The organism is Saccharopolyspora sp. NPDC045839, from assembly GCF_056431645.1.
This window is the reverse complement of the sequence record NZ_JBWKKH010000013.1, coordinates 63,236-77,280: the sequence shown is the minus strand read 5'-3', so window position 1 is coordinate 77,280 and position 14,045 is coordinate 63,236. Positions and strand designations below refer to the sequence as shown.

General features: G+C 71.3%; 10 protein-coding genes. 7 read left to right on the top strand and 3 right to left on the bottom strand.

The genetic code is table 11. The features are described 5' to 3' along the window. Positions 1–45: 45 nt before the first annotated feature. Positions 46–1,137, bottom strand: a complete 1,092-nt coding sequence (locus tag AC07EQ_RS19980; protein WP_478389423.1) for a chitinase — start codon at positions 1,135–1,137, stop codon at positions 46–48. A gap of 120 nt (positions 1,138–1,257) precedes the next feature. Beyond that, the gene (locus AC07EQ_RS19975; protein WP_132481062.1) at positions 1,258–2,151 is read right to left on the bottom strand and encodes a PAC2 family protein; all 894 of its coding nucleotides are present in this window, start codon (positions 2,149–2,151) and stop codon (positions 1,258–1,260) included. A gap of 250 nt (positions 2,152–2,401) precedes the next feature. Between AC07EQ_RS19975 and AC07EQ_RS19970 the strand changes: the two genes are divergently transcribed. Beyond that, positions 2,402–4,771, top strand: coding sequence for a lysylphosphatidylglycerol synthase domain-containing protein (locus AC07EQ_RS19970; protein WP_478389422.1), 2,370 nt, complete (start codon positions 2,402–2,404; stop codon positions 4,769–4,771). Positions 4,772–5,009: 238 nt separating this feature from the next. After that, positions 5,010–8,552 (top strand): methionine synthase, encoded by a 3,543-nt coding sequence (gene metH, locus AC07EQ_RS19965; protein WP_478389421.1) that lies wholly within the window; start codon positions 5,010–5,012, stop codon positions 8,550–8,552. A 1-nt stretch (position 8,553) separates the two neighbouring features. Here metH and AC07EQ_RS19960 read toward each other — a convergent pair whose 3' ends face one another. Next, entirely contained in the window at positions 8,554–9,447 is an 894-nt protein-coding gene (locus tag AC07EQ_RS19960) for an esterase/lipase family protein (protein ID WP_478389420.1), read from the bottom strand. Positions 9,448–9,707: 260 nt separating this feature from the next. Here AC07EQ_RS19960 and AC07EQ_RS19955 point away from each other — a divergent pair, with 260 nt between their 5' ends. From AC07EQ_RS19955 to AC07EQ_RS19935, 5 genes are all read left to right on the top strand, one after another. Beyond that, entirely contained in the window at positions 9,708–10,412 is a 705-nt protein-coding gene (locus AC07EQ_RS19955) for an HAD family hydrolase (protein WP_478389419.1), read from the top strand. Further along, complete coding sequence (locus tag AC07EQ_RS19950; protein ID WP_478389418.1) at positions 10,412–11,380, top strand: homoserine dehydrogenase; 969 nt, start codon at positions 10,412–10,414, stop codon at positions 11,378–11,380. Before AC07EQ_RS19955 ends, AC07EQ_RS19950 begins: the two co-directional genes overlap by 1 nt. Positions 11,381–11,471: 91 nt before the next feature. Next, entirely contained in the window at positions 11,472–11,735 is a 264-nt protein-coding gene (locus tag AC07EQ_RS19945; RefSeq protein ID WP_478389417.1) for a phosphoribosyl-ATP diphosphatase, read from the top strand. A gap of 260 nt (positions 11,736–11,995) precedes the next feature. Continuing rightward, positions 11,996–12,844, top strand: coding sequence for an ATP phosphoribosyltransferase (gene hisG, locus AC07EQ_RS19940; protein ID WP_478389416.1), 849 nt, complete (start codon positions 11,996–11,998; stop codon positions 12,842–12,844). A 211-nt stretch (positions 12,845–13,055) separates the two neighbouring features. Then, on the top strand, positions 13,056–13,901 hold the full coding sequence (locus AC07EQ_RS19935; RefSeq protein ID WP_478389415.1) for a VOC family protein: 846 nt from the start codon (positions 13,056–13,058) through the stop codon (positions 13,899–13,901). Positions 13,902–14,045 lie beyond the last annotated feature (144 nt).

Here is a 14,045-nt window from a genome sequence, read left to right as displayed (position 1 = left end):
GATCTGGGGTGCCTGCCGCCGAGCGGTTCGGCGGCAGGCACCCGGTCAGTAGGCGTCGTGGGCCTTGGCGAACTCGTTGCCGTGGTAGGCGTCCCAGTTGATCGACCACGCCATCAGGCCCCGCAGGGCCGGGTAGGTGCCGTGCGGTTGGTACGGGCCGCAGCCGGTGCCCGCGCGCAGGCAGTCGAGCGCCTTGTGGACCTCCGGGACCGGGGTGAAGCCGTTGCCCGCCGGGTTGGCCGCGGGCAGGCCGATGGCGACCTGTTCCGGCGCCAGCGGCGCGAAGGCGTTGTCCGGGTTCTTCGCCAGCGGGAAGCCGGTCAGCAGCATGTCGATCATCGCCACGTGGAAGTCCGCGGTGCCCATCGTGTGGTACTGGTCGTCCAGGCCCATGATCGGGCCCGAGTTGTAGTTCTGGACGTGCAGCAGGTCCAGGTCCGCCCGCAGCGCGTCGATCACCGGCAGGTACGAGCCGGCGCGCGGGTCGGCGCCGGAGCCGCCGCCGTAGTGCTGGTAGCCGAGCTGGACGAAGAACGTCTCCGGCGCCATGGTCAGCACGAAGTCCGGGCCGTAGCGCTCGTTCAGCGCCCGGAGCGCGGCGATCAGGTTGACCACGACCGGCGTGGTCGGGTTCTTCAGGTCGGTGTCGCCGGGGGCGAGTTCCAGCGAGTGGCCCTCGAAGTCGATGTCGATGCCGTCGAGGCCGTAGCGGTCGATGATCGCGGCGGCGGATTCGACGAAGGCGTCGCGCGCGCCCCCGGTCTCCAGCCGCACCTGCCCGTTGGCGCCGCCGACCGACAGCAGCACCTTCTTGCCCTCGGCCTGCTTGGCCTTGATGCCGGCGATGAACTCCTCGTCGGTCTCGACGTTCGGGCATTCGGCGGCCGGGCAGCGGTTGAACTCCAGCCGGCCGGAGGTGGGGGAGGTGGGCTCGGCGAAGGCGAGGTCGATGACGTCCCATTCGGCGGGCACGTCGGCGATGCGCACGTAGCCGGAGCCGTTGGCGAAGCTGGCGTGCAGGTAGCCGACCAGGGCGTGGGACGGGATGTCCGGCGCGGCGGGGCCGGGGGCGGCAGCGGCGGTGGCGGGCAGCGTCAGCCCGACCAGGCCGACCAGGGCGGCGAGTGCGGTGCGCATCCGTGGCATGGGAGTGCTCCGATCCGTTGGGAGTGATCTGGGGCACAACAAAAAATGGACTAGACCATTGCGCGCGTCAAGGTCCAGTCCATTTGTCGCCAACGGCCGCGAAAGCGCCGGTCAGCCCGGGCCGGGGCCCAGCGGTCCCTTGCCGCCGGGGCCGCCCGGACCGCGGCGGCGCAGGTAGCGCTCGAACTCCGCGGCGATCGCGTCCCCGCTGGCCTCGGTCAGCTTGACCTCGGCGTCCCCGCGCTCCTCCAGCGCGCGGACGTAGTTGCGGACGTCCTCGTCCTCCTCCGCCATCTCGCTGACGGTCTGCTCCCACTCCTCGGCCTGCTCGGGCAGGTTGCCCAGCGGCACCTCCACGTCGAGCGCCTCCTCGACCCGGTGCAGCAGCGCCAGCGTGGCCTTCGGCGACGGCGGCTGCGACACGTAGTGCGGCACCGCCGCCCAGAACGAGATCGCCGGGATCCCGGCCTGCACGCAGGCGTCCTGGAATACCCCGACGATCCCGGTCGGGCCCTCGTAGCGGGAGCGCTCCAGCCCGTAGCGGGCCGCCGACTCGGTGTCGTAGGCCGCGCCGCTGACCGGCACCGGCCGGGTGTGCGGCGCGTCCGCGAGCAGAGCGCCGAGGGTGACCACGGTGCGGGCGCCGATCCGCTCGATCTGCTCGACGAGTTCGGCGCAGAACGCCCGCCAGCGCATGTTCGGCTCGATGCCGTGCACCAGCACCACGTCGTGATCGCAGCCGGGCGGGCGGCAGACCGTCAGCCGCGTGGTCGGCCAGGAGACCTGGCGGGTGATGCCGTCGACCAGCTTGACCGTCGGGCGGGTGACCTGGAAGTCGTAGTACGGATCCGGGTCCACCTCGCTGAGCGGCTCCGCGTCCCAGATGAGCTGCAGGTGCTCGATCGCGGAACTGGCGGCGTCGCCTGCATCGTTCCAGCCCTCGAAGGCGCTGACGACGATCGGGTCGGTCAGCGGGGGCAGTTCGGCGCGCTGTTGTCCGGTGATGTGTGCGTCGCGATCGGTCACGGCGCCAGCCTACGACGCCACGCCGACGCGAGCGCCCGACGTCCCCGCCGAACATCATCCGCCGCGCGCGAACATCCAGGAGCCGCCGTTGCTCCCAGCGGCGGTGGCCGCTTGCAGCGCGGTGCCGTCGTGGCACGAACCGCATCCCGGTTTGACGGGAGAGAGCCGGGGCCAGACCCTTTACCCGAGTCACCGTGGGTGTAGCGGCCGAGGGAATCCGATCCAGCCAGTGGACAGCACCGGAGCGTCACCGAGCGAGGGGACCGGGATATCCCCGAGGTCCCGGCTGCGGCTGTCGATCGGCCGCCGCCCGGAGGACCTGGGCCAGCTGGCCCTCGTCGGCGGGCTGCTCACGCTGAGCGTGCTGCTGGTCCTGGTGCCCGCCAACCCCGTCGAGCTCGCCATCTACCAGCAGCTGGAGCGGATCCCGGCGGCCACCGACCCGCTGTGGGTGGTGCTCACCTGGGTCGGCGGCTGGGCCGGGATCGCCGGGGCCACCGCGGTGGCGATGTACTTCGGCTGGATCCGGGTGGCGCTGCTGTGCGCGGCGTCGGGCGCGGCGACCTGGGCCCTGGCCGGGCTCATGCAGCACGTGCTGGGCGTTCGCCCGGTGCCCGTGCCGTTCCCCGGGCCGCCGGGCGGTTTCCCGTTCCCGGCGGGCGAAGTGGCCATCGTGACCGTGCTGGCGGTGGTCGCCGCGCCCTACCTGGGCCGCGCCGCGCGGTACCTCGGGTGGGCGCTCGCGGTGCTGGTCGGGGTGGCGGTGGTGCACCTCGGCGGGCACCTGCCGCTGGACGCCGTGGGCGGCGCGCTGCTGGGCTGGGCCGTCGGCATGCTCTGCCACGTCGTCTGGGGCGCGCCGGGGCGGAAGATCTCCGGCCAGGTGATCCTGGACGAGCTGGAGCTGGCCGGGCTGGAACCGACCTGGATCGTCGCGCTGCGCCACCGGCTGCTGGAGCCGCGGGAGTTCGCCGTGGGCACCGCGGCGGGGTGGACGCTGCGGGCCAAGGTGGTGCGGCGGATGAGCCGCCGCGCCGGGCCCTGGTACAAGATCAAGCGCCTGCTCACGCTGCTCGACGTCCAGGACGAGCCGCGCCTGTCGACGCCGCACCACGAGGTGGAGCACGAGGCCTACGTGACGCTGCTCGCCGAACGGGCCGGGGTGCGCACCCCGCAGGTCGTGCTGGCCTGCGACGTCAAGCACGCGCCCGCGCTGCTGGTGGTCCGCCAGGTGACCGGGCGCCGGCTGTCGGAGCTGCGCGGTGACGAGATCGACGACGAGCTGCTCGCGGCGATCTGGACGCAGCTCGCGGCCCTGTCCGCGGCCCGCATCGCCCATCACGACCTTCGTGCGAAGAACGTCCTGGTGGACGACGAGAACCGGCCGTGGCTGCTCAGCTTCACGTTCAGCCACGCGGGCGCGGACGCGGCGCGCCTCGCCCAGGACCTGGCCGAGGCGCTGGTGTCGATGGCGGCGGTGGCCGGCACCGAGCGCGCGGTGCGCAGCGCGATCAGCGCGCTGCCGGCCGAGCAGCTGGCGGCGGCGCTGCGGAACCTGGTGCCGCTGGCGCTGCCGCGGCGCATCAGGAGCCAGGCGGAGCGCGGGCGCTTCCTGCTGGCCGAGCTGCGCGAAACCCTGGCGGATGGGCTGGGCCTGCCGATCCCGGGCTTCCGCTCGCCGGTCCGCCCGATCACCGTGATCGGCCTGCTGCTCATCGCCGCTGCGGTGTACCTGCTGCTCCCGGAGCTGTCCAGCATGGGCGAGGTGCTCATGGCGGTGCGGCACGCCAACTGGGGCTGGCTGGCGGTGGCGGTCGTGACCGGGTTCGTCGCGATCCTGCTGTCGTCGATCTCCGTGCAGGGCTCCAGCCGGATCCCGCTGCCGTTCTGGCGGACGTTGCTGGTGCAGATGGCGGCCGCGTTCACCGGGCGCACCACGCCCGGCGGCGCCGGGTTCTTCGGCATCAACGTGGTCTACATGGAACGCCTCGGGTTGCGGCGGCCGCTGGCGGTCGGGGTGACGCTGCTGAACCAGGCGGGCACCGGGGCGGTGGCGTTCGTCGTGGCCGTGATCGGCGTGTTCGCGGTCGGCCTGTCCGGCACGTTCACCAACCTGTCGATCCCGACCGGCTGGCCGGTGCTGGTCGGCACCGCCGCGGTCGTGGTGGTCGCGGCGGCCGTGATCGTCTCGCCGTTCGGCCGCCGCCGGATCGTCGCGCCGTCGCTGGAGGTCGGCCGGGAGCTGCTGGAGACGTTGCGCCACCCGGTCCGCGCGCTCCAGCTCTTCGGCGGCGCGCTGGGTTACCTCGTGGTGTCGGGGCTGGGCCTGGCCGCGTCGCTGGCCGCGCTGCACCCGGACTTCTCCTGGACGGCCGTGACGGTCGTGTTCATCATCGGCAACACCCTCGGTCACCTGGTGCCCTCGCCCGGCGGGCTGGGCGCGGTCGAGGCGGTGCTGCTCGCGGGCCTCGGAGCGATGGGCGTGCCGGCGACGGCGGCGATCACCGGAGTGCTGATCTCCCGCCTGCTGACGTACTGGCTGCCGGTCCTCCCCGGCATAGCGGTGTTCCGCTACCTCCAACACCGAGGCCTCATCTAGACAATCCCCCGAACCCCCGGCCAGAACCCGGTGGTCCCAGTGGTCCCAATGGTCCCGGTGGTCCGTGTGGTCCGTGTGGACCCGGTGGTCCGTGTGTTCCGGGTGGTCCGCAATTTCCATTGAAATCGAACCTTCGATTTCAATGGAAATTGCGGGAAGAAGACGGGGTCCCGTGCGGTTGGGAGCCTCGTACCACAGTGTGGGAATTCGGTTGGGATGTGCTCGTAGGCTGGTCGGTATGCCGCATTCCCCCTGGTCACCGCTGTTGGAGGCGCTGGAGCGCCGGGTTCTCGTCGCCGACGGCGCGATGGGCACCATGCTGCAGGAGGTGCCGCTGGGCCTCGATGACTTCGCGGGCCTGGAGGGCTGCAACGAGATCCTCAACGCCACCCGCCCGGACGTGGTGCGCGGCGTGCACCGCGGCTACCTGGCGGCCGGGGCGGACGCGATCGAGACGAACACCTTCGGCGCGAACCTGGCCAACCTCGGCGAGTACGGCATCGCCGACCGCATCCGCGAGCTCTCCGAGCGCGGCGCGCGGCTGGCCAGGGAATGCGCCGACGAGTTCGCCACCGCCGAGCAGCCGCGGTTCGTGCTGGGCGCGATGGGGCCGGGCACCAAGCTGCCGACGCTGGGGCACGTGACCTTCGAGGCGCTGCGTGACGCCTACGCGGAGCAGACCGTCGGCATGCTCGACGGCGGGATCGACGCCGTGCTGGTGGAGACCTCGCAGGACCTGTTGCAGACCAAGGCTTCGGTGCTGGCCGCCAAGCGCGGCATGGCGCGGGCCGGGCGGCGGGTGCCGATCATCGCGCAGGTGACCGTGGAGACCACCGGCACGATGCTGCTGGGCACCGAGATCACCGCCGCGCTGACCGCGCTGGAGCCGCTGGGCATCGACCTGATCGGGATGAACTGCGCGACCGGTCCGGCCGAGATGAGCGAGCACCTGCGGCAGCTGGCCAAGCAATCGCGGGTGCCGCTGTCGGTGATGCCCAACGCCGGGCTGCCGCAGCTCGGCCCCGACGGCGCGGTGTACCCGCTGACGCCGGAGGAGCTGGCCGAGGCGCTCGCCGAGTTCGTCACGCAGTACGGCGCCCGGCTGGTCGGCGGCTGCTGCGGCACGACCGGCGAGCACATCCGCCAGGTCGTCGAGGCGGTGCGCGACCTGGCGCCGCCGCGGCGCGAGCCGCAGCCCGAGCCGGGCGTCAGCTCGCTGTACCAGGCCGTGCCGTTCGCCCAGGACGCGTCGGTGCTGGTGGTCGGCGAGCGCACGAATGCCAACGGCTCCAAGGCGTTCCGCGAGGCGATGCTGGAGGGCGACTACGACTCCTGCGTCGAGATCGCCAAGTCCCAGACCCGCGACGGGGCGCACCTGATCGACCTCTGCGTGGACTACGTGGGCCGCGACGGGGCCGCAGACATGGCCGAGCTGGCCGCGCGGCTGGCCACCGCCTCGACGCTGCCGGTGATGCTGGACTCGACCGAGCCGCCGGTGCTGCGCGCCGGGCTCGAACGCCTCGGCGGCCGGTGCGTGGTCAACTCGGTCAACTACGAGGACGGCGACGGCCCGGATTCCCGCTACCGCCGCGTCATGGAGCTCGTCCGCGAGCACGGCGCAGCGGTGGTGGTGATGTGCATCGACGAGGACGGGCAGGCCCGCACCAAGGACTGGAAGCTGCGGGTCGCCGACCGGATGATCGACGACCTGACCTCGAACTGGGGGATGGCGGAGTCGGACATCATCATCGACACCCTGACGTTCCCGGTCTCCACCGGCCAGGAGGAGGTCCGCCGGGACGGCGTCGAGACCATCGAGGCGATCCGCGAGCTCAAGCGCACGCACCCGGAAGTCCGCACCACGCTGGGCATTTCGAACGTCTCCTTCGGACTGAACGCGGCGGCGCGGCAGGTGCTGAACTCGGTGTTCCTCAACGAGTGCCGGGAGGCGGGGCTGGACACGGCGATCGTGCACGCCTCGAAGATCCTGCCGATGAACAAGATCCCGGACGAGCAGCGGGAGGTCGCGCTCGACCTGGTCTACGACCGGCGCCGCGAGGGCTACGACCCGCTGCAGAAGCTGATGGAGCTCTTCGAGGGGCAGACCGCGAAGTCCAGCCGGGCGTCGCGGGCCGAGGAACTCGCGGCGCTGCCGCTGTTCGAGCGCCTGGAGCGGCGGATCGTCGACGGCGAGCGCAACGGGCTGGAAGCCGACCTGGACACGGCGATGGCCGAGAAGCCGCCGCTGGGGATCATCAACGAGAACCTGCTGGCCGGCATGAAGGTCGTCGGCGAGCTGTTCGGCTCCGGTCAGATGCAGCTGCCGTTCGTGCTGCAGTCCGCCGAGGTGATGAAGGCCGCCGTCGCCTACCTCGAACCGCACCTGGAGCGGGAATCCGCCGCCGGCAAGGGCACTCTCGTGCTGGCCACCGTCAAGGGCGACGTGCACGACATCGGCAAGAACCTCGTCGACATCATCGTGTCCAACAACGGCTACAACGTGGTCAACCTCGGCATCAAGCAGTCGATCGGCACGATCCTGGACAGCGCGCAGCAGCACCGCGCGGACGCCATCGGCATGTCCGGGCTGCTGGTGAAGTCGACGGTGATCATGAAGGAGAACCTGGCGGAGCTCAACGCCAGGGGAGTGGCCGAGAAGTACCCGGTGCTGCTCGGTGGCGCCGCGCTCACTCGGTCCTATGTGGAGGGTGATCTCGACGAGCTCTACCGCGGCGAGGTGCGCTATGCCCGGGACGCCTTCGAGGGCCTGCGGCTGATGGATTCCATCATGGCCCGCAAGCGCGGCGGCGTGATCGTCCCGGACCAGGCCGAGGAGGCGAAGAAGGCGGAGCGCAAGGCCCGCCGGGAGCGGTCGCTGCGGATCGCCGAGAAGCGCAAGGCGGCCACCGTTCCCGCGCCGGTGACCCGCTCGGACGTGGCCGCCGGCGTTCCGGTGCCCACGCCGCCGTTCTGGGGCGGGCGCGAGGTGCGCGGCGTGCCGGTCGGCGAGTACTCCGCCTACCTGGACGAACGGGCCACGTTCTTCGGTCAGTGGGGGCTGCGCGGCGCGAAGGGCGGCCCGGCCTACGAGGAACTCGTCGAATCGGAGGGGCGGCCGCGGCTGCGGTACTGGATGGACCAGCTCGCCACCGAGGGGATCCTGCAGCACGCGGCGGTGGTCTACGGCTACTTCCCGTGCGTGTCCGAGGGCGACGACCTGGTCGTGCTGGCCGGGCCCGCGGCGGACGCGCCGGAGCGCTGCCGCTTCGCGTTCCCGCGCCAGGCCCGCGACCGGCACCTTTGCCTCGCGGACTTCTTCCGCTCGCGGGAACGCGCCGAGGCGTCCGGGCAGGTGGACGTGCTGCCGCTGCAACTGGTCACGATGGGCCAGCCCATCGCCGACTTCGCCAACGAGCTGTTCGCCCGCAACGCCTACCGCGATTACCTGGAGATCCACGGCCTCGGCGTGCAGCTCACCGAGGCGCTGGCGGAGTACTGGCACCGCCGCGTCCGCCAGGAACTGCTGTTCGCCCCGGGCGTTCCGGTGGCGGCCGAAGATCCGTCCACTGTGGAGGAATTCTTCCGGCTGGGCTACCGCGGTGCCCGCTTCTCCCTCGGCTACGGCGCCTGCCCGAACCTGGCGGACCGTGCCAAGATCGTCGAGCTGCTGCGGCCGGAACGCATCGGCGTGACGCTGTCCGAGGAGTTCCAGCTGCACCCGGAGCAGTCCACCGACGCGATCGTCGCCCACCATCCGGAGGCCAAGTACTTCAACACCTGAGCTACCACTTGCCGTTCTGGTTCACCGCCTCGTAGGCGGTCTTGACCGGGGCCCAGCCGTTGCCGGTGTCGTGCGGGACGCCTTCGCTGGAATGCCAGTAGCGGAGGTCGTGCTTGCCGCCGGTGATCTCGCGGATGCCGGAGTGCGTCACCTTCGGGCTGTTCCCGTTGAGGTACCGGAACTTGTGGTCGGCGTGGTAGCCCTTGTCGATCGCGGACGTGCCGCTGACCGTTTCGTCCTCGTTGGCGCCCGCGAACGTCCAGTCCGTCCCGGCCGCCCAGGACCGGCTCAGGCGGTTCTCCGGCGCGTGCAGGACGCGCATGAACTCCGAGTCCGGGTCCATCGACTTCCACTGCGTGGTGTCCGAGGCGTCCGGGTTGCGCACGCCGCGGTGCGGGGTGCCGAGCGTGACGACGTCGCCGACCTTCAGCGGCCCCTTGGGGAAGCCCGACCAGCCCTTGGCCGAACCCAGCAGCGCGACGCGGGTGACCAGCCCGCCCATCGAGTGCGCCACGATGTCGACCGATTCGCCCTTCTTCGTGTGGTGCTCGTAGATGTAGTTGGCGAAGTCGGCGGCCACGTGCTTGATCCGCGTGCCGGTGGTGTTGTCGTCGCTGATCGAGACGTCGCAGCCGGTGTCGCCCCGGTAGTAGGCGACGGTCTTCAGCTGCTCGCCGGGCCAGCCGCGCTTCTCGAAGTAGTCGACGGCGTTGCCCCAGATGGTCTTGCAGTTCGCGTCGCTGCCCGGGTTGTAGCCGTGCACGAAGTAGACCGGGTTGTTCCCCGCCGCCGAGGTTTCCGGGTTTTCCGGTTGCGCCGCAGCCGTTCCGCTGAGCGCCAGCAACGCGACCGCGAGCAACGCCGCCGCGGCCCGGCCCGTCCTGCTGAACACCATGCGCGTCCTCCTCCCAACGGGAATGCGGCCTCCCAAGGTAGGTGAAGCCGATCTCGGCTTCCGGCCGAACGATCACGCGTCGCTCGTTCGGGCTGCGGCGTTGGGCCGACCGGGTCCGGGCCGCGCGTCGATTGCTCCGATCGTGGCCGGTGGGGCGGGGCGACGAGGGATTGAACACTTTCGCTGGGGCAGGCCGGACCTCGGGTGCTGTACTGGTATTGGTCATGGTTCACACCTCTTCCCGGAACGGAGATCCCCGAGTGACCCGCGACGCCGGTCAGAACTCGCCCGCCGCAGTGCTGTTCGACATGGACGGCACGCTCGTCGACTCCGAGAAGCTGTGGACCATCGCGCTGGACGACTACGCAAGGCATCGCGGGGGAGCGCTCACCGACGCGACCCGGGAGGCGATGGTCGGCTCCAACATGACCCGCAGCATGCGAATGCTGCTGGCGGATGTCGGGATCGCGAGTGTCCCGGAAGAAGTCGGCACTGCGGAGGTCGACGCGGCGGCGAAGTGGGTCGCGGCCCGCATGGAGGAGCTGTTCGAGCTGGGCCTGCCGTGGCGGCCGGGCGCGCCGGAGGCGTTGCGGGAGGCCCGCGAGCTGGGCATCCCCACCGCGCTGGTGACCTCCACGATCCGCTCCCTGACGGAGCTGGCGCTGGAAACCCTCGGCCGGGACTCGTTCGACGTGACGGTCTGCGGCGACGAGGTGGACGGCAAGAACAAGCCCGAGCCGGAGCCGTACCTGAAGGCCGCGCGGCTGCTCGGCGTCGATCCGGCGCGGTGCGTCGCGATCGAGGATTCCCCGACCGGGGTGGCCGCGGCCGAGGCCGCCGGCTGCCTGGTGATCGCCATTCCCTGCGAGGTGCCGCTGCAGCCCGGCCCGCACCGGGTCCTGCGCGACTCGCTGGCGGACGTGGACTTCGCCGCCCTCGGTGAGCTGTTCGCCCGGGCGGCGTGATGATCGACGTGCCGATCGTCCTGGCCGGGTACGGGCCGGTGGGGCGGGAGTACGTCGAGCTGGTCCGGCGGCACCGCGCGCGCTGGCGCGACACCTACGGCGCCGACCTGCACGTCGTCGCCGTCCGCGGCCGGCAGTCGCAGGTCCGGGTCGATGGCGCCGTGCCGTCCCGCGGGCAGTGGGATCCCGCCGGTGAGATCGCCGAACTGCTCGCCGGCGCCCGGGTGCTGGCGCAGGCCGTGCCCTCGGACGGCAGCGACCAGCCCGCGCTGGACGCCCTGCAGGCGTTGCAGCAGGGCGCGCACGTCGTGACCGCGACGAAGTCGCACCTGCTCACGCATTGGCGGAAGCTCGACGAGGCCGCGCGCCGGGCCGGGCGGTCGGTGCGGATCTCCGGGGCGACCGGCGCCGCGATGCCGGCCGGTGACCTGGCCCGCTCGGTGCTGCGCGGCTTCGACGTCCGCGCCGTGCAGGGCTGCCCGAACGGCACCGCGACCTTCGTCCTCGACCGGATCGCCGCAGGTCACGGCCTGGCCGGCGCGGTCGTCGAGGCCCAGCGGCGCGGCATCGCCGAGGCCGACCCCACCGCCGATCTCTCCGGCAAGGACGCCGCGACCAAGCTCCGGCTGATCACCGGCCTGCTGTGGGGCTGGGATCCGGCGGACGTCGCGGTCGAGGCGGAGCCGATCCGCGAACCGCTGCCGCCAGTGCCGGAGGGCCACCGGCTCCGGCAGGTCGCCGGCGCGCAGCGCGAGGAGCCGGGGCTGGTGCGCGTCGAGCTGCGCGCCGAACCGGCGGAGAGCACCTTCGGCGCGCTGCTGGGGCCGGAGAAGGCGATCAGCTACGACTGCGGCGAAGCCGGGACGGTCGCCGTCTCCGGCGGCCGGTCGAGCCCGCGGGGCGCCGCGCTGGCCATGGTCAAGGACACGCTCGGGGCGGTGCTGGAGGCGACCACCGGGTTCCACTGAGGTGTCCGGCGGGTGACGCGCCGTGATGAAACGCGCAAACGAGCGGGTCCGCCTTCTGGTTCGGCGGCCCGGGATGCAAGGATCGTGGACTGTGAAGACCTTCGACGAGTTGTTCGCCGAACTGCAGGAACGAGCCCGGACCCGTCCGGAGGGCTCGGCGACGGTGGCCGCGCTCGACGCCGGGGCGCATGCCCAGGGCAAGAAGGTCCTCGAAGAGGCCGGCGAGGTGTGGATCGCCGCCGAGCACGAATCGGACGAACAGCTCGCCGAGGAGATCTCGCAGCTGCTGTACCGGCTGCAGGTCATCATGCTGGGGCGCGGACTGTCCCTTGAGGACGTCTACCGCTACCTGTGAACTGGTCATGCTGATCGGGGTGGAGGTGCGCGTGGGTGCACGTGCCGTCAGGCAAGCGGCGTCAGCCGCTTTCTCTTTCGCCACGCGCGCAACTCGCACCGCCGCGGGTTCTCAGAGGGCCTCTCGGGAGGACAGCCCCAGCGTGGCGTATTGGTCATACATGAGTCGGGGATCCCGGACCGAGAGGTCCTCCGAGGTTCCGCTACCGGCACCGCTGCTTAAATCGGCTGCTGCAATTTAGAAGAAGGAGATCGAGTTCCATGCTGCGTGTGGCTGTGCCCAACAAGGGCACCCTCGCCGGTCCCGCATCCGAGATGCTCGCGGAAGCCGGGTACCGGCAGCGCCATGAGCAGCGGGACCTCACCGTCCTGGACACCACCAACGACGTCGAGTTCTTCTTCCTGCGCCCCAAGGACATCGCGATCTACGTCGGCTCCGGCGAGCTCGACCTCGGGCTCACCGGCCGCGACCTGGCCCGCGATTCCGGCGCCCCGGTCGAGGAGCGGCTCGCGCTCGGCTTCGGCGGCTCCACGTTCCGCTACGCCGCCCCGGCGGGCCAGCACGCCTGGACCGTCGCGGACCTGCAGGACAAGCGGATCGCCACGTCCTACCCGAGGCTGGTCACCGACGACCTCGCGCAGCACGGCGTGACGGCCGACGTCATCCGGCTCGACGGCGCGGTGGAGATCTCCATCCAGCTCGGCGTCGCCGACGCCATCGCCGACGTGGTCGGCTCCGGCCGCACGCTGCGCCAGCACGGCCTGGTCGCCTTCGGCGAGCCGATCTGCAACTCCGAGGCGGTGGTGATCGAGCGCCGCGGTTCGGACGACGAGCAGGCCAAGAACCAGCTCATCGCCCGCCTGCAGGGCGTGGTGTTCGCCCAGCAGTACGTGATGCTGGACTACAACTGCCCGCGCGACCTGCTCGACGACGCCACCAAGGTGACGCCGGGCCTGGAGTCGCCGACCATGTCGCCGCTGGCCGACGACCGCTGGGTGGCGGTGCGCGCGATGGTCTCCCGCAAGGACGCCCCGGCGATCATGGACCGCCTCGCCGCGGTCGGCGCCAAGGCCATCCTGTCCTCCGACATCAGGGCCTGCCGCCTGTAGAAGCCTGGTCCGAACGCCACGCCCACCCGGTCCGCGCCGGGTGGGCGTGGCGTTTTCGGCTGGTGCCCCGGCGAACGCCGCGTTCTTCGCGAGTTCGTCCTGTATGCCCGGTTGCTCCACCGGATTGTGATCCGAGTGCCCCGAGCCGGCCGTGCCGATTGCGGATAATGGCATCCGGGACGATCTTGGACGAGCCGGTGGGGGTGAGGAAATGGCCGTCGTGGTACCGGGAACTACCCCGCCGCGGTGGGAGCTCTACGAGGGGATGCCCTGCTGGATAGAGCTGATCACCACGGATCTCGAGCGGGCCCAGGAGTTCTACTCCGGGCTGTTCGACTGGACGTACGAAACCCATCGCGATCCGGTCTCCGGCGAACACGTGATCGCCATGCGCGAGGGTTTCCCGGTGGCCAGCCTGCGGGCCGCCTCCGGTGACCAGTCGAGCTGGCGGCTCTACCTGGCCACCGCGGACTGCGAGGCCTTCGCGGAGCGGGCCGTGGCGCTGGGCGCGACGGTGACCGTGCCGCGCAACGAGGTGCCCGGGCTGGGCGCCAAGACGGTGCTGGTCGGGCCGGCCGGCGCCGAGTTCGGGCTGCTGGAACCCGAGGAGTCCTGGCAGTTCGACGTCGGCCTGCCGGGCACCCTGATGTGGGCCGAGCTGGTCACCATCAAGGCGCAGACCGCGGACACCTTCTTCCAGGAGCTCTTCGGCTACAGCGCCGAGCAGTTCGGCACCGAGCACCGCTCGGACTACTCCGTCTGGTACCTCGGGGACGAGTCGGTGTGCGCCCGGGTCAGCATGATCCGCGACTTCATCACCGAGTCCACCAAGCCGCACTGGCTGCTCTACCTCGGTGTCGATGCGGAGGTCGGCACCGAGGAGCTGGTCCGCCGCGCGATCGGCCTCGGCGGCCGCGTGCGGGTGGATCCGTACGACTCCAGCATCGGCCGGGTCGCGGTCCTCCGGGACCCCAGCGGCGCCCGCTTCGCGGTCATCGACCCGACCCAGGCCGGCGACTTCGGCACCGCCGCCAACTACGACCCCTACGAGGACTGACCGCCGGAGGGCCCGGCTGCCGTCAGGGGTGCCGCAATTTCAATGGAAATCGAAGGTCCGATTTCCATTGAAATTGCGTGAGTTATCCACAACCCACGGCGTGTCGGACTCCGACACGCCGTGGGTCCGCAGTTTCAATTGAAA

Bases quoted from the DNA above. Each gene is read 5' to 3' on its own strand.
- hisG (WP_478389416.1), top strand. From the start codon at position 11,996: ATGCTGCGTGTGGCTGTGCCCAACAAGGGCACCCTCGCCGGTCCCGCA.
- metH (WP_478389421.1), top strand. From the start codon at position 5,010: ATGCCGCATTCCCCCTGGTCACCGCTGTTGGAGGCGCTGGAGCGCCGG.
- AC07EQ_RS19950 (WP_478389418.1), top strand. From the start codon at position 10,412: ATGATCGACGTGCCGATCGTCCTGGCCGGGTACGGGCCGGTGGGGCGG.
- AC07EQ_RS19960 (WP_478389420.1), bottom strand. From the start codon at position 9,447: ATGGTGTTCAGCAGGACGGGCCGGGCCGCGGCGGCGTTGCTCGCGGTC.
- AC07EQ_RS19980 (WP_478389423.1), bottom strand. From the start codon at position 1,137: ATGCGCACCGCACTCGCCGCCCTGGTCGGCCTGGTCGGGCTGACGCTG.
- AC07EQ_RS19935 (WP_478389415.1), top strand. From the start codon at position 13,056: ATGGCCGTCGTGGTACCGGGAACTACCCCGCCGCGGTGGGAGCTCTAC.